At 66.0% G+C, this 25,464-nt stretch carries 16 protein-coding genes and 4 pseudogenes; 6 read left to right on the top strand and 14 right to left on the bottom strand.

Annotated elements, in window-relative coordinates:
- Position 1: 1 nt before the first annotated feature.
- Positions 2-961, bottom strand: a complete 960-nt coding sequence (locus OG580_RS07200; RefSeq protein WP_267042797.1) for a GNAT family N-acetyltransferase — start codon at positions 959-961, stop codon at positions 2-4.
- A gap of 81 nt (positions 962-1,042) precedes the next feature.
- Entirely contained in the window at positions 1,043-2,095 is a 1,053-nt protein-coding gene (locus OG580_RS07195) for a DUF3533 domain-containing protein (RefSeq protein WP_267042796.1), read from the bottom strand.
- 260 nt (positions 2,096-2,355) lie between these two features.
- Here OG580_RS07195 and OG580_RS07190 point away from each other — a divergent pair.
- Positions 2,356-2,869: pseudogene (locus OG580_RS07190) on the top strand (PHP domain-containing protein); the annotation flags it as partial.
- A gap of 140 nt (positions 2,870-3,009) precedes the next feature.
- Entirely contained in the window at positions 3,010-3,258 is a 249-nt protein-coding gene (locus OG580_RS07185; RefSeq protein WP_267042795.1) for a hypothetical protein, read from the top strand.
- Between the two features lie 33 nt (positions 3,259-3,291).
- Here OG580_RS07185 and OG580_RS07180 read toward each other — a convergent pair whose 3' ends face one another.
- Entirely contained in the window at positions 3,292-4,122 is an 831-nt protein-coding gene (locus OG580_RS07180) for a hypothetical protein (protein ID WP_323182554.1), read from the bottom strand.
- Positions 4,058-4,416 (bottom strand): annotated as a pseudogene (locus OG580_RS07175) (PHP domain-containing protein); the annotation flags it as partial. The pseudogene OG580_RS07175 and the gene OG580_RS07180, both read right to left, overlap by 65 nt.
- 440 nt (positions 4,417-4,856) lie before the next feature.
- Here OG580_RS07175 and OG580_RS07170 point away from each other — a divergent pair.
- Positions 4,857-8,618 carry a LamG-like jellyroll fold domain-containing protein gene (locus OG580_RS07170; protein WP_267042794.1) on the top strand — a complete coding sequence of 1,254 codons (3,762 nt, stop codon included), beginning with the start codon at positions 4,857-4,859 and terminating at the stop codon, positions 8,616-8,618.
- 238 nt (positions 8,619-8,856) lie between these two features.
- Positions 8,857-15,384, top strand: coding sequence for an RHS repeat-associated core domain-containing protein (locus OG580_RS07165; RefSeq protein WP_267042793.1), 6,528 nt, complete (start codon positions 8,857-8,859; stop codon positions 15,382-15,384).
- 849 nt (positions 15,385-16,233) lie between these two features.
- Here the strand turns inward: OG580_RS07165 and OG580_RS07160 are convergent.
- Positions 16,234-17,001: a transposase gene (locus OG580_RS07160; RefSeq protein ID WP_267042792.1), complete on the bottom strand. Its 768-nt coding sequence runs from the start codon at positions 16,999-17,001 to the stop codon at positions 16,234-16,236.
- A 45-nt stretch (positions 17,002-17,046) separates the two neighbouring features.
- Here OG580_RS07160 and OG580_RS07155 point away from each other — a divergent pair, with 45 nt between their 5' ends.
- Complete coding sequence (locus tag OG580_RS07155; protein ID WP_267042791.1) at positions 17,047-17,364, top strand: DUF6221 family protein; 318 nt, start codon at positions 17,047-17,049, stop codon at positions 17,362-17,364.
- A 953-nt stretch (positions 17,365-18,317) separates the two neighbouring features.
- Here OG580_RS07155 and OG580_RS07150 read toward each other — a convergent pair.
- The 8 genes and pseudogenes from OG580_RS07150 to OG580_RS36260 form a co-directional block, all read right to left on the bottom strand.
- Positions 18,318-18,842, bottom strand: a complete 525-nt coding sequence (locus OG580_RS07150; RefSeq protein WP_267042790.1) for a hypothetical protein — start codon at positions 18,840-18,842, stop codon at positions 18,318-18,320.
- The gene (locus tag OG580_RS07145; protein ID WP_267041591.1) at positions 18,826-19,575 is read right to left on the bottom strand and encodes a transposase; all 750 of its coding nucleotides are present in this window, start codon (positions 19,573-19,575) and stop codon (positions 18,826-18,828) included. Before OG580_RS07145 ends, OG580_RS07150 begins: the two co-directional genes overlap by 17 nt.
- 307 nt (positions 19,576-19,882) lie before the next feature.
- The gene (locus OG580_RS07140; RefSeq protein WP_267042789.1) at positions 19,883-20,458 is read right to left on the bottom strand and encodes an IS630 family transposase; all 576 of its coding nucleotides are present in this window, start codon (positions 20,456-20,458) and stop codon (positions 19,883-19,885) included.
- On the bottom strand, positions 20,455-20,949 hold the full coding sequence (locus tag OG580_RS07135) for a winged helix-turn-helix domain-containing protein (protein WP_267042788.1): 495 nt from the start codon (positions 20,947-20,949) through the stop codon (positions 20,455-20,457). Before OG580_RS07135 ends, OG580_RS07140 begins: the two co-directional genes overlap by 4 nt.
- A gap of 102 nt (positions 20,950-21,051) precedes the next feature.
- Positions 21,052-22,137 (bottom strand): hypothetical protein, encoded by a 1,086-nt coding sequence (locus OG580_RS07130; protein ID WP_267042787.1) that lies wholly within the window; start codon positions 22,135-22,137, stop codon positions 21,052-21,054.
- A gap of 46 nt (positions 22,138-22,183) precedes the next feature.
- Complete coding sequence (locus tag OG580_RS07125; protein ID WP_267042786.1) at positions 22,184-22,864, bottom strand: metallophosphoesterase family protein; 681 nt, start codon at positions 22,862-22,864, stop codon at positions 22,184-22,186.
- Positions 22,861-23,424 carry a hypothetical protein gene (locus OG580_RS07120; RefSeq protein ID WP_267042785.1) on the bottom strand — a complete coding sequence of 188 codons (564 nt, stop codon included), beginning with the start codon at positions 23,422-23,424 and terminating at the stop codon, positions 22,861-22,863. Before OG580_RS07120 ends, OG580_RS07125 begins: the two co-directional genes overlap by 4 nt.
- 42 nt (positions 23,425-23,466) lie before the next feature.
- A pseudogene (locus OG580_RS36260) lies at positions 23,467-23,622 on the bottom strand (nucleotidyltransferase domain-containing protein); the annotation flags it as partial.
- Positions 23,623-23,972: 350 nt separating this feature from the next.
- Between OG580_RS36260 and OG580_RS07115 the strand changes: the two are divergent.
- A pseudogene (locus OG580_RS07115) lies at positions 23,973-24,344 on the top strand (DNA polymerase III subunit alpha); the annotation flags it as partial.
- 25 nt (positions 24,345-24,369) lie between these two features.
- Here the strand turns inward: OG580_RS07115 and OG580_RS07110 are convergent.
- Positions 24,370-25,416 carry an SGNH/GDSL hydrolase family protein gene (locus OG580_RS07110; protein WP_267042784.1) on the bottom strand — a complete coding sequence of 349 codons (1,047 nt, stop codon included), beginning with the start codon at positions 25,414-25,416 and terminating at the stop codon, positions 24,370-24,372.
- Between the last annotated feature and the right edge of the window lie 48 nt (positions 25,417-25,464).

Genomic DNA, 25,464 nt, shown 5'->3' with positions numbered 1-25,464 from the left:
GTCAGAGGGCGCGGGCGAACTCCAGCCGGTCGGCGAAGTTCGCGTACCCGGCCCGCTCGAAGGCCTTGGCCATCGCCACGTTCGCGGCGTCGCAGTCCCCGCGGATCTCCGTGGCCCCGGCGGCGACCAGGACCCGGGTGCCCCGGATCACGACCGAGGCGGCGTACCCCTTGCCGCGGTGGGCGGGGGTGACGCCGACGAAACCGATCACCGGGACACTGGGGTTCTCGGCGGGCAGGCTGATCACGGCGACGGTGCCGTCCGCGTCGTATCCGAGCTCCCACCACTCGGGCTCGTGCTTCAGCTCGGCCGTCTCCTCGAAGAGCAGCTCGGCCGCGCGTCGGGCGCCGTGCAGCTTCACATCGGCCGCGAGCCGGGCGTCGGCGGTGTCCACGAGCAGCTCGGCGAGGGTCGCGACGAAGGGCTCGGGGCCGAGTTCGGCGAGCGAGCGGAAGGTCAGGCGCGGGTCGTCGGCGGGCAGTCCGCCGGCCCCGCCGGCTTCCACCGTCTCGACGGAGGGCCGGAGGCTGAACCGGCGGCCGTCGCGGACCACCGCGTATCCGGACAGGCGCAGCAGCTCACCCCGGTGCTCCGGGTTCCGCTGGAACTGCGGGGCCTGGGCGGGGGAGTCGACGACGTGCTCCAGCTCCGTCGCGCCCAGCCTCCCGGCCGTGACCGCTGCCGCGTCCAGCAGTGCGGCCCCGGTCTCCGGCGAGTCCGCCGGCGCCTCGAAGAGCACGAGGGCGAGCGGGACTTCGTGCCCCGGAATGGTCCACAGCACCACGCTGCCGGTGAGCCGCCCGGCGCCGTCCTCGGCGACGAGGCACCACTCGGGACGGGTGCACCCGTTGTCGAGGAGCTGGGTGAGGTACGCGCGGGTGGAGGCGTTGCGCTCCGGGTCGTCGGGGTGTTCGAGCAGGGCGGGAAGTTCGTCGGGGCGGGCAGGGCGGACGAATGTCACAGAGAGCCTTGTCGGTTCGGGGACGGTCGGTGATGCCCGGCGAACATAACTGCCTTGTGTGCGGGTGGGCCAGGGCATTTCTCAGTGGGTCGTCCGGGTGTCGCTCGGGGTGCCGAGTTCCGTGGCGATCGGCTCCGACTCGGGCTTGCGCGGCAGCGAGGACATCACCAGGGTGACGACGGTGCCGACGACCGCCCAGGCGGAGAGGACCAGCATCGAGGCGGTCATGTCGTTGCCCTTGAAGTACGCGATCGAGCGCGCCGCCCAGGTCCCCGCGCCCGGCGGCAGGGCGGGTCCGATCGCCTTCCAGAACGGGGGCAGCATCGGCAGCGGGAAGGCGCCGCCCGCGCTCGGGTTGCCCGCGACCACGATGAGGAGGATCGCCAGGCCGATGCCGACGATCCCGAAGACCGACTGCAGGGCGAGGGTGGCGGCGCCGACGGCGAAGACGACCAGGGTGCCCAGGCCCCACAGGGCCGCGATGCTGCCGGGCAGGGCGCCCAGGATCGGTCCGACGATGATCGCGCCGCCGAGGCCGCCGAGGGCCGCGTAGATCGCCAGTACACCGAGGCGGATGATCGCGCGCTCGCGGTTCGCGGGCCGGGAGCCCGCGCTGATCGCCAGGATCGCGGCGCAGATGTAGCCGCCGACGCACCAGCCGACGACGAGGTAGAAGGCGGAGAGTCCGTCGAAGTCCTCCGCCGACGCGGGGGCCACGTCGATCGTCTTCACGGTGCGCTGCTGAGTCGCCTCCACCGTGGTGAGGATCGTCTCCAGGGCGGAGGAGAGCACGGTGCCGCCGCCGGAGGCGACGAGCAGGGTGTCGGTGCGGCCGGCCGGGTCGACGAGGAGGGCCCCGTCGATGTCCCGGTTCATGATCTGCTTCCGCGCCTCGGCCTCGTCGGCGACGGCCCGGGCATCGAGCGGCGCGCCGGGGAGCTTCTCCAGCTGCCCGACGAGCTGGGCGGAGACCTGCTGCGGCGCGACGACGCCGAAGGGGACGTCCGTCGGTTTCGGGTGGTGCAGGGCCCCGACGTACGAGGTGATGAACAGGAGCTGGAGGGCGAAGACGCCGACGACGAGCAGGGCGGCTCGGGGGGTGACGGCGCTTTTCAGTTCATCGACGAGACTCATGCCCCCCAGGTTCCGGGGTGAAGGGCGTTTCCACCGGTGGGAGGGGTCCGAATGGCTGACTGGAGGCCGGTCGGGGGCGGGGGGTGGCGGACGGTCGGGGGTCGGTCGGCGGTCGGTCGATGGGTAGGTCGGTGGCTCGCCGGAGGTCGACGGGGGCATGTCGGCTCCGGTTGTCGAACGTACATTCGAAATGAGCTAGGGCGGGAGCGTGGGGGTGGGAACGTACGTACGAATTCAATGCGGGAGTGCGGGAGGTCGCCATGCCGGGATTCACGCACCTGCACACCGCGTCGGGCTACTCCCTGCGCTACGGGGCCTCGCACCCCGCGCGACTGGCCGGGCGCGCCGCCGAGCGGGGCATGGACGGCGCGCGCCCTGACCGACCGCGACACCCTCTCCGGCGCGATCCGCTTCGCCAAGGCGTGCGCGAAGGAGGGCATCCGCCCCCTGTTCGGCGTGGACCTCGCCTACGAGCTCCCCGACGCCCCCGGGCCCGCCCCGGCCGACCGCGGAGCCGCCCGGCGTGTGCCCGTCCGGGGCGGGGCCTTCGTCGACGAGTCCGCGCCCCGCGCCCTCTTCCTCGCCCGCTCCCGGGCGGGCTGGGTCTCCCTCCGCGCGATGGTCACCGCCGCCCACGCCGGGGAGGGGGCCGGCCCCCTGCTGCCCCGGTCCGCTCTGCGCGACGACGACGTGACCGTCCTGCTCGGCCCCGCGTCCGACGTCGGCCGGGCCCTCGCCGCGGGCCGCCCCGACCGCGCCGCCCGGCTGCTCGCGGGTACGCCCCTGCGTTCGGTCTCGGGCAGGCTGACCGAGACCGAGTTGATCGTCGAGTCGGGGCTGCGCCGCGATGTGGTCTACCCGCATCACCAGGGCTGGTCGACGAGTTCCGGCTCCGGGCCAAGGCGCAAGACAGGGTGCCCACCGCCGCCCAGGAGCTCGCCGAGCGGTACGCGACCGTGGTCGAGGAGCTGAAGGAGGCGAAGCGACAGCTCGCGGCGGAGCGGCAGTTGACTGCGTTCCTGCGCCGGACGGTCGTGGAATTGTCGGTCGAGGTGGAGAACGTGCGCCGCGATCAGGAGGACGCCCTGGACGCGGCGGTGGTGGCCATGCCCCGGCGGCGTGGGCCCGGCCGTCGGTTTCCCATGACGGATCCGGGAGTCTGAGCCGTCCTGAGCGCGGGCCGGAAGGTCATGGCGTCACGGCATCCCCGCGGTACTGGCAGGCCGCACCGCGCCCGGCCCGAAGCGCGCCCGGGCCCGGTCGGCGGCGGCCTCGATGCGACGTGCTTTGTCGTCATCGAGCCCGAAGGTCAACTGCCGGGACACCGAACCCGCGTCGCACAGATCCCCGACGCGCAGAGTGAGACAGCGGACTCGGGCCCGCTGCAGACCCAGGGTCAGGTACAACGCATGGGCGGCCGTGCGGAGCCCCGGGCTGTGGGCGGTGGGTTCGGGCAGGGTACGGCTGCGGGTGGTCGTCGAGCGGTCGGCGTATTGGACGGTCAGGGCGAGCGAGTCGCAGGCCTGCCGCTCGGCGCGGAGCCGGGCGCCGAGGCGCTTGGCGAGATGGGTCAGGGCGCCGCGCTGCCGACCGGGGTCGAGTTCGTCGCGGGGGAAGCGGTGCTCGGCGGTGAAGGTGCGTGGCGGAGCGCCGGGGGTGACGCGGGTCGGATCGATGCCGGCCGCGACCCGGTGGAGCTGGCGCCCGGTCGCTGTGCCCAGGATGCGCTGGAGCGTGGGCAGCGGGGTGGCGGCGATCTGGTCGGCAGTGGCCAGACCGTAGGAGATCAGGGTGCGCGCAGTCGCCGGGCCGACCCCCAGCAGCGCGGCGGCGGGCAGCCGGTGAGGAACGCCGTGATCGCCTCGAGGTCGTCCGGGATGGCGCGGATCATGCCCGGCTCTCCATGATGGGTGGCCAGCGGACTGGGACCGATGCCGATCGTCGTGTGACGCCCTGATCCGACGACGCCGACACCAGATGGCACAGCTCGGCCCAGCCGCGTGCGCTCCGGGCCAGGAGTACCGCACGCAGCGGCGCCTCCGTCGCGAACGCACCGCCCTTTGCCGGGGTGCGCTGCCGTCCTGCCCTCGTCGCCTTGGGCGCGGGCGCGCCGGGAACCGCCAGGTCGACACCGAACAGCGGCCGGACCCCGACCCGCGCGCACGCGTTGGCGAACCGCACCGCACCCGTGAGGGAGTCCCGGTCGGTCAGCGCCAGGGAGTCAAGACCTCGCTCGACGCCCGCTCTGCAAGCGCATGGGGGTGGCTGGCGCCGTAACGCAGTGAGTAGCCACTCGCTGCACGGAGATGCGTAGACGACATACACACCTCCTGCTTCTCATGGCCCCCCTTGCGTCATCTGTGTCGTCTCGGTCGCGAGTAACACCCTCACTTCATAGCCGTACATTAGTTCGAATAGTGGAGAGTGAGCCTGATCTCAGCGCGGCCTGCGGTCGAACATGACAAACGGTTCCCCGTAAAGTCCAGAATTTTTATGGCGTCCATCACGTCAGGTTGGAACGTCTTGCCCTATCTATCCCCGGCAGGCGACGGGATTTGCCTGATCTGCCCCGGCCGTCGCGGTGTCTGCTCGCGGCCCAGGCGCACCGATGGGCGTGCCGCCTGGGTCAGGGTCACCACACAAGAAGATCACGCAGTGGTTACTCGATCTTCACTTTACCTGCATGTGTCACATATCGGACCGTGCGCGTTTCCGCGGCGGGTGTAGCTACGGGTGGGGAATGAATGTGAGACCGAGGCGCATGATGCGCGCCCATGGAAGAGGGCGTGCACTCGCCCTGGCGGCGGCCTGGATGCTCCTCACGGGTGTCGCACCGGCGCTGACGACCAGTCCCGCGATGGCGGAGGAAACCCCTGCGGTTGCTCTGACCGAGTCCGAGCAGGCGTTGCAGGATGCCGTCGGCGCCGGTGAGCGAGTCGAGGTGGTGGGGGAGCGGACGGAGCGGGAGACCGTGTTCGCGAATCCGGACGGGGCGACGTTCACTCTGGAAAAGTCGATCGCCCCGGTCCGTGTGGATGCGGGGTCCGGCTGGGTTCAGCCGGACGCGACGCTGGTCCGTCGCGAGGACGGTTCGATCGGTCCCAAGGCCGCCGTGGTGGATGTGTCGTTCTCCGTCGGCGGATCGGGGGCCGGTCTGGTGACGATCGGGCAGGACGGGCAGTCGGTCTCGATGGGCTGGCCCGGAGAGTTGCCCGAGCCCCGCCTTGATGGTGAGCGGGCCATTTACGAGAACGTCCTGCCGGACGTGAACTTGATCTTGACTGCGACGGTCGAGGGCTTCCGTCAGGTGTTGGAGGTCGAGACGCCCGAGGCGGCGGTGCTGCCGGAGCTGAGGGCGATCGAGTACGGCCTGACGGCGGACGGGCTGCGGCTGCGCGAGGGCGCGGTGGGCAGTGTGGAAGCGCTGGACGGCAACGGCCAGGTGGTCTTCCGATCGCCGACCGCCCAGATGTGGAACTCCGCCGGCGACGACGGAGTAGTGGCACCAGAGGCAGGGGTGGGCACGCAGAGCGCGGGCTTCCGTACTCTGGCCGGAGTGTCCGCCGAAGGCACCTCCACGCAAGCGGATCCGGTGCTGGTGGGGCCTTCGCAGGAGGGCGACCCGCTGGCCGGCCCGGGGGCCGGCGACGAGGCCGCGGTGATGGACGTGCAGTTGGCTGAGGACTCGCTGACAGTCGTGCCTGACCGCAATCTGATCGCCGCAACTGAGGCGGAGGACTTTCCGCTCTACATCGATCCGTCGGTGGAGATGAACGAGTCAGAGAAGACGGTGCTGTCCTCGGACGGCGATGTCTTCTACGACTTCGCCGGTGGCGAGAACGGCATGAGTGTCGGCAAGTGCGGTACCGCGGTGATCGGTGGGGTGTCGTACTACTGCGGTTCGGGTTACGTGAACCGCATGTACTTCGAGTTCGTGCCCACCAAACTCATGGGCAAGCACGTCCTGGACGCCACCTTCCGAGTGACGGAGACCTGGTCGTTCTCCTGTAGCGCTCGTTGGGTGAGCCTGAAGCGCACCGACGCCATCTCCCAGTCCTCCAAGTGGCCGGGCCCGGCAGTCCGGGATCACATGGGCGACCGCTACGTCTCGGCAGGCAGGGGAACGGCGTGTTCTCCCTCCCAGCCACGCGCGGTGATCGAGTTCAACGACAACCCGGAGGAGGCCGACGAGAACCTGACGGCGACCACCAGAGCGTTCGCCGACGGCAAGACGAGCGTGCTGACGCTGAGGCTGTCGGCACAGGACGAGACGGACACCGAGGCGTGGAAGCGTTTCGATGACGACGCGGTACTCGTGGCGACGTACATGAGTAAGCCGGCGACGCCGGCCGAGTACGGCTTTCCCTCGGGCTCTACGCAGATCTGCAGTAAGTCGGAGTCGGCTCCGACCACGATCTCCGACACCACGCCGATCCTTGTGGCAACGCCCCGCGTGGTGTCCGGTGGTGAGAGCGCTGCCATGCTGCGGGTGTACTACGACGTCGACGGTAGGAACGCGGACGGTACGTGGTCCGACGCACCGCAACCGACCACGGGTTCCCTGACGCCGACCACAGGCCACGTCGCCTACAGCAACACACTGAGGGACTTCCCGAACCAGTCGAAGGATTGGAACGTCGCTCTTAAGGAGGGCACGCTCTACCGCTTCACCGTCAACACACAGTCGTTCCCCAACACCTCCTACACGGCGCCGCTGGTCAGTGGTGGTACCCCCTGGTGCTACTTCAAGGTGGACCCCACCGCACCCAAGCCGCCGGTGGTGAAGTTCAACTCCGTGTACGCCGAGTGCGTCACGGGTGGTCCATGTGAGGTGCGCGGCCAGCCGGGGCAGGCAGATTCGGTCACTTTCAGCTCTGCCGCAGGTGACTCGAACACCCACTACGAGTTCAAGCTGTCCACGGACACGGCGTGGAGCGGCTGGAAGGCTGCCACCGCAGGGTCCTACACCACCACTATCACTCCTCCGGTGTCCGGCACCTTCGTCCTGAACGTGCGGGCCAAGGACTCACTGGGGCGTGCCGGCGAGAAGGCAGTGAAGTTCCTGGTGGGGGAGTGGGGTAAACCGATCGGTTACTGGGACTTCAATGAAGCGTCCGGTGTTGCGGTGGACCGCTCGGCCGCTACGACCGCGTTGCAGAACAACATGACCCTCACGGCTTCCGGCGCGATCCGTACCGACCATGGCCGACGAGGTGTACTGACCGCGGCGGATGACTCCAAGTCGCAGGACAAGGCGCTGTCGCTGACCAAGTCAAGCCTCGGGGGAGCCGGCACCAGCAAGCAGGTCGTCGAGACCCAGGCGTCCTACACGGTCACGGCCTGGGGAAGGCTGGACTCCGGCTCGAGCGTCGCTACGGTTCTGGCGCAGGACGGTAGCGTGCACAGCTCCTTCTACCTGAGCTACTGCTACGACGTGCAGACCTGGTGCGTCCGCTTGCCCGACACGGACACCGCTGGATCTGCCTTCTCCGGTCAGCGAGTGAACGCGCTGAACCTGCCGCAGTTCAAGGCGTGGACGCATCTCGGTGTCGTGGTCAACAGGGGGGCGACAACGAACAAGCTCGCCTTCTATGTCAACGGTGTTCTGCAGGGGACCGATAACCTCACCGCCGACGCGTGGGCATCCAGCGGCGGCCTCCAGGTCGGACGAGCCAAGTACAACGGCTCCTACACCGACTACTTCCCCGGCGAGATCGACGAGGTCGTTGTGCGGCAGGACGCGTTGACCTCGGAGGGCATGGCGGAGCTCGCCAGGGCGAAGGACAAGGATGGCAAGGGCTACGTCGAGCTGGTTGCCCAGTACAACCCGAGCGGCTCCGGTACGTCCCTGCAGGACAGCAGCGGCTACGGCAACACGCTGACCATGGGATCCGGTGCCTCACTGGACGGCGAAAACATCGTCCTGGACGGCGTGGACGACTTTGCGTCGACGGTTCGCCCTCTGGTGGACGACACCGGCTCCTTCACCGTGTCCACTGCGGTGGACGTGGACACGGAGAAGATACAGAGCATGGCCAACGGGTCCCGGATGCAGGTCTTGGGCCAGCAGACCGGCACGGGTTCCTCGTGGGGCATCTGGTTCGAGAAGACCGGAACGAAGGATGTCCCGGCTCGTGACTCGCTAGGTAAGCCGATACTCGACGCGGGCGGCGTTCCGATCACCGAGCCGTTTCCCGAAGGCCGATGGCACTTCGGGCAATGGAAATCCGATGGCACAGGCGTCTCGGCGCAGAGCAAGGAGCTTCTCACCCCTAAGGGCGAGATCCGGCTGACCGGAGTGCTCGACGCCCCCGGGCAGACGGCCAGTCTCTACGCCGGCACTTCCGAAGAAGGCGTTCTGCTGGCCTATAAGTCCGCGGACCTTGGGTCGGGTTTCACCGTCGGGAAGGGCTGGACCGGCAGCGCCTGGAGCCGTTACCTGCCCGGCAAGATCAGTGATATCCGCCTGTGGGCAGGTGCGCTGAGCGATGCGCAGCAGGTGGAAGCCGTCGTCGGCCCGTGACCTGACGGAAGTCCTTCTCTCTTTGCCTCCGCATCGGGGCGGGGCGCGATCGAGCGCTCCGCCCCCGCTGAGGCTGCCCGCCTGAGCTTCGGCTCAGGTTCCTCCATCTTTCCGACTTGATCGATTGATCAGAAGGAGTCGTTTCGTCGTGTCCAGACGTACGCGTCTGCGTAGACGCCAAGGCGCCGTGATCGGCGCTTTGGCGTTGGCGTTGTCGATACCCACGCCCCTCGTGCCCATGGTGCAGGCCGCGGAACTTCCGGGGCGTCCAGAGGTCCCCGCGTCCAAGCCGGTGAAGGTACATGCCGTCACTGAGCCGGGCGCGAAGAAGGAACGTGCCAAGGTCGCGCAGGAACTGGCGGCCAACCGTCAGCTGGCAATCAGGGCCAATCAGGAGCGTGCCCGTAGCACCTGGCCGAAGGCGCAGACGCTCACAGGCCAGCTAGACCCGGCTTCCGGTCGCGCGAGCGCCGCCCTGGTGGATGTGCGAGGCATAGAGGGGACGGGAGCGGCCCGGCTGGTGCAGCGCCCCGCGTCCGGTACTTCTACCGTGAAGGTGCTCGACCAGAAGGCGGCTCGGGCAGCCGGTGTCACCGGTGTGCTGTTCACCGTGGCGGCGCAGGAGTCGGGTGCGGCCGAAGTGGAGGTCGACTACGGCGGTTTCGGTTCCGCGATCGGCGGTGCCTGGGCGACTCGACTGGGCATGGTGTCGCTGCCGGCGTGTGCGCTGACGACTCCGCAGAAGGCGGAGTGCCGCGAGACCACCCCGATCTCTTCGGAGAACAGCGCCGAGGAGCAGACGGTCACCGCGAGTCTGTCGCGAGTGGACGCCGCTCCGCGGGTGCTGGCCCTGGCTGCCACGACGACGGGCGGTTCGGACAAGGGCGCGGGTGACTACAAGGCGACCCCGCTGTCGAGCGCGTCCTCCTGGGAGGCCGGCGGTTCGTCCGGCTCGTTCACGTGGTCCTACCCGATCTCGGTTCCGCCGGCAGCAGCAGGCCCTGCTCCGTCGCTGGGAATCAGTTATGACTCAGGCAGCGTTGACGGGCGTACGGCGAACACCAACAACCAGGGTTCGATGGTCGGTGAGGGCTTCGACCTGACCTCGTCGTACATCGAGCGCAAGTACGGCTCGTGCGACGACGATGGGCAGACTGACAAGAACGACCAGTGCTGGAAGTACGAGAACGCCTCCCTCGTCCTGAACGGCAAGGCCAGTGAACTGGTCAAGGACGACACCACCGGCGCGTGGCGGCTGAAGAACGACGATGCTTCCAAGGTCACCCACGCCACCGGCGCCGACAACGGCGACGAGGGTGACGCCGGCGTTGACGGTGCAGGGGAGTACTGGAAGGTGGTCACCGGTGACGGCACGACCTACACCTTCGGCCTGAACAAGCTCGACGGCGCAGGCACCGAGCGGACCAACTCGGTGTGGACTGTCCCGATCTTCGGCGACGACTCCGGTGAGCCCGGCTACTCCGCCGACACCACCTTCTCCGGCCGCGCGAAGAAGCAGGCGTGGCGCTGGAACCTCGATCTGGTCGAGGACGTCCACGGCAACGCCTCCACCTACTGGTACACGGCCGACACGAACCACTACGCGAAGAACGGCGACAAGACCGCCCTCGCCTCCTACACCCGCGGCGGATACCTGAATGAGATTCGCTACGGGCAGCGCTCCGACACGCTGTTCACTGGGACCGCTTCGGGCAAGGTGGCTTTCGCGTACAAGGACCGCTGCAAGGACCTCGGGGGCGGCTGCGGCGCGATCACCGTGGACACCGCCAAGAACTGGCCGGACGTCCCCTTCGACTCGATCTGCACGTCGAGCGAGACGGACTGCAAGGCCACTGGACCAGCGTTCTTCACCCAGAAGATACTGTCGGCCATCGATACCCATGTCTGGTCCACGGCCGCCGAGCCTGACGCCTACAAGCCGGTCGACTCCTACACCCTGACCCAGGACATCTTCGACGGTCAGGACATCGGCAACAGCTCTGACCAGGTGTGGACCCTGACCGGACTGAAGCGGACCGGCAAGAACGGCACTGCCATCGGCCTGCCGACCATCGGTTTCACCTACCAGCAGCGTGCCAACCGCGTCGACGGGGCCACGGACGATGCGGTGCCTCTGACGCGTCCGCGCATCTCCACCGTCACCTCCGAGACCGGCGCGATCACCACCGTCGCCCTCTCCGAGCCCGAGTGTGTGCGCGGCTCGAAGATGCCGACGGCCGAGGACGAAAACAATCTCTCCTGCTACCCGGTGTACTGGCCCGTTAACGGCGGCGACCCCGAGCTTGACTGGTTCAACAAGTACCGGGTGATCGCAGTGAGCACCGCCGACACGGGCGGCCGCAACGTGCCCGTCGAACACGCCTACACCTACGAGGGGCCGGCCTGGCACTACAACGACGACCCCTTCACCAAGGAGAAGGAACGCACCTGGTCCATCTGGCGTGGCTACCAGAAGGTGACCGCCTACACCGGAGCGATCGGCAACACGCGCTCCAAGACCGTCAGCCTGTACATGCAGGGCATGCATGGCGACCGCCTCAAGGCCAAGGACTCCAACGGTAATCCACTGACCCGCAGCGTCACTGTCCCTGGCATCGACATCGACAACGTCGTCGGCAGCACCGGTGACGAGGTGACCGTCGCCGACGCCACAGATAGTGAGCAGTACGCTGGTCAGCTGCGCCAGCAGATCACCTACAACGGCACCACCGCTGTCGGGAACAAGGTCAACGACCTCTGGTACAAGCAGACCGCCAGCCAGCAGAAGTCGTATGCACACGTCACCGCCGGCTACGTCCGCACCGCGCGGACCTACGCCAACACGTACCTGACAGCAGCCCAGAAGTGGCGCACCACGGTCGCCAGCCACACCTACGACGGCTACGGCATGACCGTCCGTACGGACAACCTCGGTGACTCCTCGGCGGCCGGAGACGAGACCTGTACCCGCACCTGGTACGCACGTAACGACACCGAGGGCCTCACTAGCCTGGTCTCCCGCACCCGTACCGTGGGCCAGGCCTGCTCGGTGACCGACGACCTGCTGAAGATGCCCACCGGCATCACGCACAAGTACACAAGTACCGAGGCCCCGGACCAGCGCGGTGACGTCCTGTCCGACACGGCCGTGGTCTACGACAACACCACTGCCACCGGATGGACCGCGGACCAGACGCCGACACTCGGCCTGCCGACCTGGACCGGCCGTGCGAAGGGTTACCCGGCCGCTGTCTCCGGCAACACCGCCGATCGCGAGCCCACCGGCTGGCAGACGCTGACCAAGGCAAGCTACGACGGATCGACCGCCAAGCTCGGCCGCCCCTTGACCACAACCGATGCCTCCGGCAAGGTCACCACCACGGCCTACTACCCTGCCGCCGCGGGCCCGGTCACCGCCGTGATCGTCACCAAGCCGACGCTCGCCAACGGCCAGGCCCACAGCTCGTACACCTACTACGACCCCGCGCGTGGTTTGGTGACCTACGCCCTGGACACCAACCTCAAGCGGACCGAGCACACCTACGACGCGCTTGGCCGGATCACCGCGACTTGGGCACCCAACCGCTCCAAGTCCGGCGGTGACACAGCTACTGCGACCTTCGCCTACGGCATCAACCAGATCAAGGATCCTTCCTGGACCTCGGTCTCGACCCTCAAGGCGGACGGCCAGACCTACACCACCAGCTACAGCTTGGTGGACTCCCTGCTCCGCCCGCTCCAGACCCAGAGCCCGGCCCCCAACGGAGGCCGCATCCTCACCGACACCCGCTACAACGACCGTGGCCTGGCATACGAGACCTTCGCCGACGTCTTCGACTCCACAACCGCACCCAACAGCACCTGGGTCCGTGCCGAGAACGGTGGCGCACCTCAGGAGACGCGGCTGGAGTTCGACGGCCTTGGTCGGCAGGTGAAGTCGATGCTTCTGGTCAAGGGCGTGCCGAAGTTCGCCCCGGTCGTCACCACCTACACGGGTGACTCCGTGGCCGCCACCGCGCAGCAGGGCGGCACTGCCACCCGCACCATCACCGACGCCCTGGGCCGCACCACCGAGACCCGCACGTATGCGGGCGCCCAGCCCGACGACACCGCCTACGGTGCGACCTCCGGTACCTCCTACACCTCCGTCAAGTACGGCTACTTCCGCGATGGTGGGCAGAAGCAGGTCACCGGCCCGGACGGTGCCAAGTGGTCGTACACCTATGACCTCTACGGCCGGCAGGACACCGCGACCGATCCCGACAAGGGAACGGCAGCCACCTCCTACACCGATCTCGACCAGATCCAGACGACCAAGGACGCGGCGAACCGGGTACTCGTCTACGGCTACGACGAGATCGGCCGCAAGACCGGCCTGTGGCAGAACAGCGCGACCGATGCCAACCGCCTCGCGGAGTGGACCTACGACTCGCTCCTCAGGGGCCTGCCCGACGCCTCCATCCGCTACACCGGCGGCAAGGGCCAGACCAGCAGCAAGACCTACACGAAGAAGGTCACCGCCTACGACTCCATGGGCCGGGCCACCTCCACCACACTGACGCTCCCGTCCGACGACCCGCTGGTCACCTCCGGTGCCGTCACCGCCACAAGTACTGCGGAAGTCGACTACCGCATCGACGGAACCATCAAGAGCACCACTGAACCGGCGGCCGGCGGCCTCGCCAAGGAGATTGTCAGCACCGCCTACAACAGCTACGGTCTGCCCACTGGTCTCTCCGGTATATCCGGCTACCTGCTGGGCGCCTCCTACGCCGACCTGGGCCAGGTGCAGCAGCTCACGCTGGGCCCATCGACCGCCATCGGCACCAAGAAGGTCTTCCTCACCAACTTCTACGAGGAGGGCACCGGCCGTCTGACCGACGCGGACGTCGATGACCAGACCCGCGGCGCGGTGCGCGACACCACCTACACCTACGACCCCGCCGGTAATGTCACGTCGACCTTCGACTATGCCAACACAGGCAACGGCGCCGACTTCCAGTGCTTCACCTACGATGGCCAGCGCCGCCTGATGGAAGCCTGGACCCCGAAGACTGCCAACTGCGGCACCACGGGCCGTACCGTGGCGAACCTCGGCGGAGCCGCCCCCTATTGGACCTCCTACACCTACAACGCTGCGGGCCAGCGGGCCACGGAGAAGCAGAACACCGCCACTCCGGTCACCCGCACCTACTGCTACAACAGCCCCCGCACGCATGCGCTGAAGGCCACCACGACCGACGGCAACTGCACCGACGAGACCACCCGCTACACCTACGACGCCATGGGCAACACCACCACCCGGGTCGAAGCAGCCGGCAGCACCACTACCCAGTCCCTCACCTGGTCCACTGAAGGCAAGCTCACCAAGCTCGCCGAAGGCACCGCCACCACGGACTACCTCTACGACGCCGACGGTCAGCTCCTGATCCGCCGTGCCGCCGGCACCAGCGGTGAGACCGTCCTCTACCTTGGCGCCACCGAGGTCCACCTCAAGGGCGCCAAGAAATGGGCCAACCGCTACTACACCGCGGCCGGTTCCACCATCGCCCTGCGCACCAACGAAACCGGCACCGAGAAACTCCACTTCCTCGCCACTGACCACCACAACACCGGCAACCTCTCCCTCACCGCCGACGCCACCCAAACCCTGACCAAGCGCTACACCACCCCCTTCGGCGCCACCCGAGGTGCCACCAGCGGCACCTGGCCCGACGACAAGACTTTCCTCGGAAAGCCCACCGACGCCGGTACCAATCTCACTCACATCGGTGCCCGCGAATACGACCCAACCCTCGGTCAGTTCATCAGCATCGACCCGATCCTGTCACTTGACCAGCACCAGTCCCTCAACGGGTACAGCTACGCGAACCAGCACCCGACGACGACATCGGACCCGACGGGGCTGCAAGAAGTGTGTAGTGCATATGGAAACTCCTGTACCCCGGCGACCAGCACGTACACGCCTCAGCCTTCGTCCAGCACGGGCGGGAACTCCGATTCGGGCACAGCGAGCACCTCGGGCAGTGACGGCTCCTCGACACCGACCGCGCCGTCCAGGTGCGGCACTCTCTACTGTGGCACTGGAGGTGGAGCGGTAACGAATGTCCCGATAATTGGACCGAAGCCCGTACAGTTGCCCTACATTCCGCCGTATGTGGCTAGTCCGGAGTATCTGCAGGAGAGCGACTGCTCCATGATGCCAATTGATTTGGTGTGCAATCCGCAGGACGCCGTTCTTGGAGGGGGTCAAGATGGACTCGTCAAGGTCGGCATGCAATGGGCACTCGGTGGACTCGAGCGCAACGTGACGTACGGCGAGGATAGTAAGGTGGCGCAGCAAATATTGCGATCGGATGTCACGGCTGCCCAAAGGGTGGAGATCGCTAAGGCGTTCATTTTCAATGGTCGAACCGAAGGATCCTTGAAGCCGAACTCCATTGCGGCAGGCGGGGATGAGGGGGGGCAGTTTGCCCGCGACATAGCCTCAATGATCACTGGTGATCACAACGTAGGGACGGCTGTCATGGGATCTTATACCGCGAAGTACAAGATTCTCCGGGCGAATTCGCGTGGAATTCAGGCGAGGATCACGATTCAGAATTCGATGACCGTTTCGTCCTTTGCGCATATAGCGACCGGCTATGGAACTCCTTCTGAGCGTTTCGTTCAGAGATGGGTCGACAATGACGGAATTATCGCTTTCGGTGGCGCCATGAAGTCGCATGACATGACTATTACTTTCCGGACCACAGTATACTTCTGAAGTATCGGGGTCTGGACGTAGCGTGAGGGTGGTCGCTCTCACTTTCGTGAGGGTGACCACTTTTGGCGCGAAAGGGTGGGTGGAAACTAGAATGCTGATGGGTCGAATTGTGGTGCGAGGAATACTGCTCGCCGTGCTCCTTCCTGTTGTTTCTTCCTGTGCAACTCTGGAGGATTCGGGGGTCAAGTATCCCAAGGGGGTTATTCGTGATTCAGATTTCCTTTCCAGGGAGTGGAAAGGTGGGGAATCGAGCCTCACGCTTCAGTCTGAAAATAAGTTCGAGGCGCGCAGTCTGGGTGCAAACTACTTTGAGTGCGCTACGGAAACCTCGGGTCCTGCTGGCGGGGTCGGAACTTGGGAGGCGCGGGAATCGGGCGGGGCGACTGCTGTTTTCCTTCGGTTCGATTCGGGGTGTGCGGCAACGTTCTGGTTGGGGGAGTCGCAAGGAGCCACTGTGCTCTGGACGGATTTCGAGGTTGGCGGGCAACTAGTATTCCTTAAGTGAGTCATTTCCGGACTGGTGGCGCTGGCTACTGGCCGCATTGAATGGGCCCGTGTAAAGAGGGTTCTTGAACCCCGGTCACTCGTATCTATATGCGGTGGGGTGCTGCTGGTCGACGGGGAGTGAACCGTGGCCGGCAGCATTTCATCGTGCTCCGGCCGCAACCCGGCCGAAGCCCAGCGGCTACGCGTGGAATGGACGACAGAGGACTCGCAGGTCTCGGCGTACCCCTTCAGGGCATCTTGGCCACGCCTCCTCGGCCGGCCAGTGTGCATCCCACTAAGTCCTGTCCCGTAAATGATCTCTGAGCCGTGTGGACGTGGTCGGTGACCAACCCGACTGCCCGTCTATCCGGCGAGGTTGAGGTTGTGGAGTCGGGCGATTCCGAGCATGGCGTGGTGGACGCCGTCACCCTTGAGGCGGCAGTCGCGGAGGATCTTCCAGGTCTTCATGCGTGCGAAGACGTGCTCGACGCGGGCTCGGACCTGTTTGTGGGATTTGTTGTGGGCCTGTTTCCAGTCGGGCAGCTCTTCGCCTTTGCGGCGGCGGTGGGGCATGACGAGCCCGGTGCCTGGATAGCCGCCGTCGGCGATCGTCGTGGTCGTGCCGACGGCGGCCTTCGCACCGGACTCCTCCCACGCCTTGCAGTCGTTGCGGTTGCCGGGCAGCGGCCGGCCGACCAGCACGACGAGCCGGGTGTCAGCGTCGATGACAACCTGGTGGTTGGTGGAGTACCGGTAGTTCTTGGACTGCTCGGCGATGGTGTGATCGCGGGTGGGCACCAGAGTGCCGTCCACGATGAGCACGGTGTCCTTGCGGAATCGCTTGCGGGGCTGCAGCGCGAGCGACGGGCCGAGGTCATCGATGATGCGGTCGGCCGCGGACTTCGAGATCCCGAAGAGCGGGGCAAGCTGGCGCAACGTGAGGTTCGTGCGCCAGTACGCCGCGACAAGCAGCACCCGGTCTTCCAGCGGAAGGGACCACGGGCGGCCCTTGCGCACCGGATCCGCACCCTCGCGGCGCAGTTCAGTCACCAACTTGCCGAAGACACGTGGGCTCAGCCCCGTGAACGGGGTTATCCAGGACGACTCCGACGCCGTGATCACACCAGACACCACAAGATCGTTTCATGGTGCCGACACAACGTCGAGAATGCTCCCATGACTGAAAAGCTGGTGAAGTTTCTCAAGGCGCGGCTCGACGAGGAGGCCGACTTGGCACGACGCTGCGACGGCGACGGATGCGGGGAATGGTCTGCCCACGGACACACGGTCGACTTCTGCCAGGTTGACCTCTCCGGATTCCACCCCACGATTGCTCTGCATGTGGCACTGCACGACCCGGCCCGCGTCCTACGCGAGGTCGAAGCCAAGCGGCGCATCCTGGCCCGTCACGCCCGCGACCCCTGGCCGTGCCACGACCTACGTGACCTTGCCTCGCCTTACGCCGACCATCCTGACTTCCCCGCACGGGCCTGAAGCGGGGCAGGACACGAGCAGAGGGCCCAGCAAGGCCGCGTGCTGGACCGCGCGTCGCCCTCTGAAGATCGTTTACGGGACAGCCCTTAGGAGGCGACCACGGACTGCTCCACTTCCGCGCCTGGGAGAACAGTGGTGTCGCCGCACCAGCCGCCGGTGCACCACCATCGCCTCTGGTGGCCCCTCCCTTCCAGACCCATCTGCACGTTCAGGAGCGTCGTCCTGCCCACACATTGCGTGTCTGCCAACCACTGCTGATGCCGCAGGCAGACCGGGCCGACGGAGACAGATACCGGTGTAACATCGCAGCCGTCCTTGTAGGCGCCGCAGAGCACAGCCGGCACTCCACGCCTGTGGCGGGGTACGGTCGAGGCGAACCGGAACTGAGCCGCAGGCGCATTCCTCGCCTGCGGGCGCTATCTCCACGCCGGCAGCGCCCGCTCGAGGTGCGCCTCGGGGACCTGGCGGAACTGAGCGAGACGGGACCAGGTCTCAGCGGCGAGGTAGACCTCCCCGTCGGGGTGCATGTTGCCGCAGGAATGTAGAGCGCGCTCGCCGTCGGCCAGCGCCATGATCAGACCCTTTACGTCGACGCGAAGGCCGTCTGGTAGGCGACTCAGAAACGACAGCGGCGTTTCGCCGCTGAGTGGCGCCATACGGACGGCACCGGCTTGTTTCCTGCCCGCGATCACCGGACTGTGGCAGGTGTCAAGCCGACCGCTGGCTCGTGCAGGTTACCCACATTGCGGCCAATGCTTTCGAGGACGTCTCTTCCCTGGCCGACGGGTCCATTGGGCGTGTCCAGGGGAGTGCTGCCTCGGATCCCGGAGGGGATTCTGTGAACCCGACAACTTCAAAACCGACACATGACTTGACTGATTCCCAATCATGTTTGTCAAGCGGTCTGGTGACGTGGAGTGAGCTGGTTACTGAGGTTGAACTCGTGGTGTCGTCTACCAGCGGTGCCAGATCACCGTGGGCGCGGCGTCGCGTGGGAGAGAGGGGTCCTCTCCGGCGATGAAGAACAGGGCCCAGGACACAACGTGGTCGCCGGCACGCTGGGCGCCGATTTCGAGCTGGAAGCCGTCGCAGAAGCAGTCGCCGCCGTAACTGAACTGGATGCCGGTGTCGTGCTCGGTTGCGTAGTCCTCCATCTCCTGCGCGAGCTGCGACGGCACGCGGCCGATGAGCCGAATCCCCTCACAGGCCACCTGTGGGCCAAACCGGCCGTCGACGAGGACGTAGGCCAGTTCCCCGTCCTCGTGGAAGTAGCACTCCACAGCCGCCTTGATTACCGGGTTGTATTCCTTAGCGAAATGTACAAAATCCCACCCCTCGATGCGCCCGTCGGACTGCGTAGCAAACCCATGCGCGGCCAGAGCCGCGATGACCTCCTCGCGATGCATATCCATGCGCACCGGCCCCAGGGCCTGCCCGGGGAGGTAAACCCACTGAGCATTTTCAGCGTTGACGCTCAAGGGTGAGGATGGCTGCGGCGATGGCGGTCATGCGGTTGGGGCTGCAGCGGGCCCGGCGGAAGATTCGCCAGGACTTCAGCCTTGCGATGCTTCGTTCGACCGGCGCCCGTGCCGCCGACAGGGCCCGGTTGATCGTCTGCTGGGTCGTGGTGAGGTCCCGGCCGGGAAGCCGTCTGATCGGTGTGGTCACCCAGGGGCCGGCGCCGATGTAGGCGCGGTCGGCGAGGACGGGGACGCCCTGGCGTTCGCAGATCCGGATGATGCGGTGGGTACGGGCCGCGGTCAGGTCGTGCGTGCGGCCGGGCAGCGCGGGCGAGATCCACAGCAGCTTGCCCGCGGCATCCGCCACGACCTGCACGTTCACGCCGTGACGGCGGTGCTTCTGCGAGAAGTCCGCCCGGCTGTCGCCGACCCGGTCACACTCAGCGAGCGTCCCGTCGAGCAGGACGTAGTCCGGATCGGCCTCGCGCAGGACCCGCAGGAGACCGGGCGCCCGGCCGGACAGATGCTCGACGACGGCCGTGACGTAGGCGTGGGCGGTGCCGACGGATATGCCGAAGCCGGCGGCGATCTGCGCGAGCGTGTCGTGCCGGCGAAGGTAGACCAGGCCCACAAGAGCACGCTGGTGGGGCGGCAGCTTGCAGCGGCGGTCACCCTCACGGGTGACGATGAGCATGGATACCCACTCGACCAGAGCATGAGGCAGGTCGAGTGCGGCAGGATAGGGAACCAACGAGGCTCCTGCGCTGATGAGTTGAGACGTCGAACACCTCTCTCAACGGCACAGGAGCCTCGTGCGTTGCGGGACGCTGGCCCGTCACCCGATCAGTGGCCACTCTGAAAGAGCTCACTGATCCCGTTCCGCGTCCGGGAGCGTCGGCCACATACCTGTATCCATCACACGATGATCGCCTACCTGGTTCACGCCCCCGTGCGTCCGGGGGTGGCAGACGAGTGGCCGGGAGAGTGCCAGCGGACCATCACCGATCACGACCGTTCCCAGGGCGACTGGGATTGAACTCGTGGTGTTGCTGGGCTGCTCAGGTGGGTCTGATGGTCAAGCCGGTCTCGGCGAGGCAGCCGTCTATGAGGTGACTGCGGTACTGGATGTGCCGTAGGCCACGGCGGATGCGCTGGACGAGGTGTTCGGGTGTGCTGAAGGCGACGTTGGAGAGCCAGCCGCGTCGCAGCAGGGACCAGATCCCTTCGACGGGGTTGAGGTCGGGTGCGTAGGGCGGCAGGTAGTAGATGGTCAGCCAGTCCCTGGCTTCGGCGAACTCCCGCAGTCCGGCGGCCTTGTGGACGTTCAGGTTGTCCCAGATGAGCACGATCGGGCCGCCGAGCTGCTGGTGGGCGGCGATCAGCAGATCGCGGTAGTCGCGCCAGGAGAAGCTCTTGCGTCCGTCGCGCTGGCCGTCGTCCCTTCGCGGCCGGTAGATCAGCCTCGAGCGGTGGCCGGGTTTGTAGCAGGTCAGCGCCGCGATCGATATCCGTCTGCGGGAACGGCCGCGGACCCTCACCACCGGTGTCCGGCCGCGCTGCGACCAGGTCTTGGCCTGCGGCGGCGTCATGGAGAATCCGGCCTCGTCCTCGAAGACAAGCCACGCTCCACTCACCGCCGCGAGTCTTCCGCGCAGGGCCACACCTCCCGGGCCCACCCGGCCACCGCGTCGTCGTCCCGCTCAATCGCGCGCCGGGCCGGAACCTGGCAGGACCAACCGTTACGCACCAGCAGCTTCCGCACGCCCTGGACCGTATAGGTCAGGTGGAAGCGTCGGCCGATCGCCGTCTTCACACGGCTCAGGGTCCATCGCTGGTCCTCCCGGCCGTGGGCGGCCGGCCCCTTGGCCAGCTCCGCCTCCAACTGCGCGAACTGCTCCTGACTCAGCCTCGGCAGCGACGCCGGACCCTGTGACCGCAGAGCCCGCGGACCGCCCTCGCCCCACGTGTGCCGCCACCGCTGCACCGAGCGGACGCTGACCCGCAGGTCCTTGGCGATCACCGAACTCGCCTCGTCCCGGGCGAACCGCTCGGCCGCCTTGAGCCGTAACTCCTGACGGAACTGCTGGCGTTCGGGGGTCAGCCCTCCCCCTTGTGGATACCGCATGCACCGGTGATACCGCACGGGCGAGGAGCCGTCAGCCCCTACGACACCACGAGTTCAACCTCAGTAACCGCCCGATACCCCCGGCAAGGATTCATCAGCGCATCACCGGTCATAAATCCTTACCGTCACTGCCATGTCGGGAGTGCTGACATCGCGCCGCAGGTCTTCTTCGAGGGCACGCGGGTTGCGCAAATGGCCATCATAATCGAACACTAGGCAGAGTAGATGATTGACGGACTGATGTGTGGAATATCGCCCTACATCGATCACCAACTGATCGCCGACATCCTTATCTTTGAGCCCGCTTCGAGTGTGCTTTAGTTCAATCCCAAGCTTAAATCGGGGAATCAGAAAGTCCATCCTTGAATTTCCACCAGCATAGGATGGAACATATTCTTCGTCACGGACATCGTCGAAGAACTGGACCAGAAGCGCGCGGTAGAGGTACTGATCATCGTACTCGGTCTTGAATTCAATCGGCACACCGTGAGGCCGCACGCCAAGGCTTCGCATGACGGGGAGCATCCGATCGCCAAGGGCTAGCACTAGCGCCACAGCATCCAGACTGGCACCGGAAAATTCAACAGAACCTGCTGAGCTGGACGTTAGGATCGTTCCATCCACAAGGCGTCGGAGCGAGTTGGCGATGATCCAGGCTTTGCTGGCAGTTGAGCGGCTGAGCGTGCCCCACTCTTTCTTCGCAAACAGGTCGGCTTCTTCCTTTCCGGCCCTGAATGAACGCATGTCCATATTATTCATTCGGGCAATTCCCTCCAGCCTCCCATGTGGAGCATAGGTGTCGCCGAAAGTGGCCGCCAGGAGTCCGTCAACATCAACGCGCTGATGCGGCGGAGATACGGGAGGAGTATTCCCGGTCAAATATTCATAGCGCGCGGCGAGAGCATTGAAGCCATACTCAGGGCGATTCATATTCCAATGCAGAAAATAGGCCCCTTCGCGGGACTGTAGCTCCGAGTAGAACCTCTCCAGGACGTGGATCTCCTTTTCCTCATCAGTCACCTTGGAGGGCGGAGCATCCGATCGACTGAATGCCAGTGTTTCGGCGGTCTGTAGATCGTGGAACGCCACGCAAGCTACCCCTGCCGGATGATCCTTGGCGGTAGCAAATGATTCACATGCATAATGCACCGACATCAATGAACTGTTAAGCTCGACCGCTCTGCGCAATTGCTGCAGGGTAAGCCTTGCCTTATCCATGTGCTACCGCCAATGGTTAGAATTGAACATACCTGTGCTCGGGCAAAATCAGGCCTGTGAGAGGTCCACTCGGAAGAGTTCCGCATCCAGTGTCGATGCACACCAGATTCTCGGTATCGTAGGGTCTTAGTGAATTCTGGACATAATGCCCACAGATGGTAAGGGGGCTGGGCCATGGCCCTGTGTGCGCGAAGATATCGGGATGCCCCCTGGAGTACAGTGCAGCAGGGTCTCGGGATTCTGGATCCCGCGGATCAAATCCCGCGTGGGACACCAGAATATTTTGATCTTCATAAAATGGGAGAGTTCCTTCGAGTAGCTTCCGATGCCCCTTGGGGAATATCTTCTTAAAATCTTCCAGTGCCCCTGACTGGACTTCCCCGAGATACGATCGGATCGTGGCGAGACCCCCATGGGCGGCAAAGTCTGACAGCCTTCCGCCGTCAAGGAATTTTAAGAATGATTCTTCATGATTGCCACGGAGGAGAACAACTTCACCCGGGTGCCCGGATCTTGCGTCTATGAGCAGATCTAGAACCTGCCGGCTCCGTTTTCCTCGATTTACGTAGTCTCCAGTAAAGATTAGCCGAGACGACGGATCTTTCAAAGAATACTCAAGCGCTCTTTCGAGGCGATCGGCATCTCCGTGCACGTCGCCAAAGATAACTGTCTTCTCGAAATTTTCCATCATCGTCATCCAATCGGTAGTGTCATGGATGTGTACTTAATCTCAGCGGCGCCGGCCACTACGGCTTCCAAAAGTCGGAAGGCCATTGGATGCGCATCCTGCGACCAGAGAGCTAGAGATGGCAGGTCTGTTGGGAGGTTGGTAGGGCGCGGGGTTTGGAGGAGGGTAAATCCGAGCTGGCTGATCTCTTTTGCTTGGTCTGGGCGTGCCCTGCGAAGCAGGTGCGCCAGGTGGGGGACCCCGCTGTCGACAGAAGCCCGTTCTACATCAAACGTAAGCCTGCCGCATTCCTCGGCCTTGATGTAGAGCGCTGTTCTCGATGCGTATCGGGCAGCGCGCAACACCCCTTGCTCATATTCGCGGGCGTCAATGGCCCATGAGATCGAGAGGACCAGTGCCATTTCGCGCTTCAGGCGGTCATAGCTCACCGGCGGTTTGTATTCGCCGAGGATGCTTATGAGCCTATCCATCGGGTCGCTAACTATAAGTCCATCATCACGCAAATGGCGCACAAACAAGCTGCCGCGCCGGGCTAATAGTGTGAGGTGGTCCGGCGTGTACGCAGCCACGTTCACGCGCCCTTGCGAGTATGTCCGAGGATTTTCGGCGACCAACTGCAGAACGTCGACATCGCTATCGCTTCTGGGTGCGCCGCGGGCTCTGCTGCCGTATAGAAACACCGCCAATGACTCACCCGAGAGTGCTGCATTAATTTCCGCAGCCAGCCCGGGATCCGATGCTTGGCGTCGGGGCCTCACCGTAGACATGGACCCACACTACTCGTCCCTGACGGTCAATCATGAGGGGTCGAGAGGAATAGTCGGAACGCGTGCTCAATCTGCCGGCATGCCTACCCCTGGAGGCGCCAGAACCCGACTGCTGGACATGGATGCGTGATGTCCGGCCTGGTCATGGCTGGTCGTTCGTGATGAGGCCTGCGCCTGAGGCAGGTGCAGTGCCACCTGGACCCTCAGCGAGGCGACCTTTGACGGCCTCGTCTCACCAGCTCTCCCTGGAGCGGTCGCCCACCTGCTCAGACGCGACTCCATGTGCCTTACGTGCCTTAAGAACGTATGGTGCTTTGACCTGGGAGAAGAGTTGACAACCATAGATAAACTGCGCCCACACCGTCTTCCACTCCTGGCTGCTCCTGGTCCGGGGCGTGGTGCAGCGGCGCGGCCCGCGCAGCCTCGGCGTGGTCGGCTCGGCCGCCTGGAATCTCGCGGAACTGGTCGAACTGCGGGTGTCCGGCGGCCTGGACGCGGTGGGGGCCCGCCTCGCGGAGCCGGCCACGGGGCCGGTCGCGGGGCCTGCCCCGGAGCGGGCCTCGGAGCCGGGTGCGGTCTCCGGGAGCGGTGCCGGCGGCCGCCGCATCAGGATGGAGACCGGATACGAGAGGAACCCCTGGGCGGACCTGAAGCCGGCCGGCGAAGGCGCGGCGACACCGCCCGGGAAGCTCTGGCACAGCAGCCCGGGTTCTCCAGGCTGACGCATGCCTCGGCGGCCGGTGCCTTCTACCTGGCGAGGACCTCCTCGACCGTGTCGGCGACGCGTGCGGCCTGAAGGTCGCGGCCCTTCTCGTTGGGGTGCGCGTACCAGGGGAGGAACTCCTCGCCGTTGCCGACCCGGGAGTTCTCCAGCAGGCCGCCGATGCCCCGGTCGGCTCCGTCGCAGGCGGTGTTGCCGCCGGTGTGGGCATAGAGGTCCACGAAGTCGACGCCCCCTTCGGCGTCGGTGGCGGCCTTCTTCATGACGTCGTCCAGCCGCTTCTGGATCTGGTCCAGGGCCGGCAGGGCGTCCTCGGGGATGTCGGCGAGCGGCAGCTCCGTCTGGCCGGGTGCCGGGGTCAGGCACTTGTCCGTGTCCGCGGGGACGAGCCGCGGGTAGCCGACCAGGACGGGCTTGGCGTCGGGGGAGAAGTACCTGACGCGTTCCAGCATCTCCTCCAGGTCCCATCCGACCCGCTCGAACTGGTCGTCCAGCCAGGCCTTTCCGTCCCCGGACTCGAAGAACTCGCGGCACTCGGCGGCCGGCTGGTCGCCGTCCACCGGATTGCCGGGCAGCAGGCCGTGGTCCTGGGACCGCAGCTTGTCGGAGCACTGCTTGAGGATGCGGGTGAAGCCGAGCGAGTTGCCGCCCATGCTGCCCACGACCAGCCGGGTGTCGTCCTTGAGAGCGCCCTGCTGCGCCGGGAGCCGGCCTCCGATGGGCAGCTCTTGCTCCTCCCAGAAGTGGTGGACGAGCGCTCCTCCGCAGGAGACGTCCGACCGGACGTCGAGCGTGATGTTCTTGTCCTTGAGGCGCCGGGTGGCGACGGCGGGGTAGTTCTCCTTCGCCTGGAAGCAGAAGTACCGGTCGATGCCGTCCTGGTTCCAGGGGGCGATGCCGTAGTTGGCGGTGTAGGAGTCGCCGAAGAAGACGGTCGGTACGGGATCGGCGGGAGCCGCGCCGGCGTTGCCCGCCGGGCCTGCGAGCGCCAGGCAGCTGCCCAGCGCGACGGCCGCGGCGGCCAGCCGCCGGGCTACGGGAGTGTTCGTCGTCTTGCGCACGGCCGGGGGCATGGTTGTGCCCTTTCGTCGGGGCTCACGAGGAGAGGCGAGCGGAGTATG

Source organism: Streptomyces sp. NBC_00094 (genome assembly GCF_026343125.1).
Classification (GTDB): Bacteria; Actinomycetota; Actinomycetes; order Streptomycetales; family Streptomycetaceae; genus Streptomyces.
This window is presented reverse-complemented; position numbering and strand designations above follow the sequence as displayed.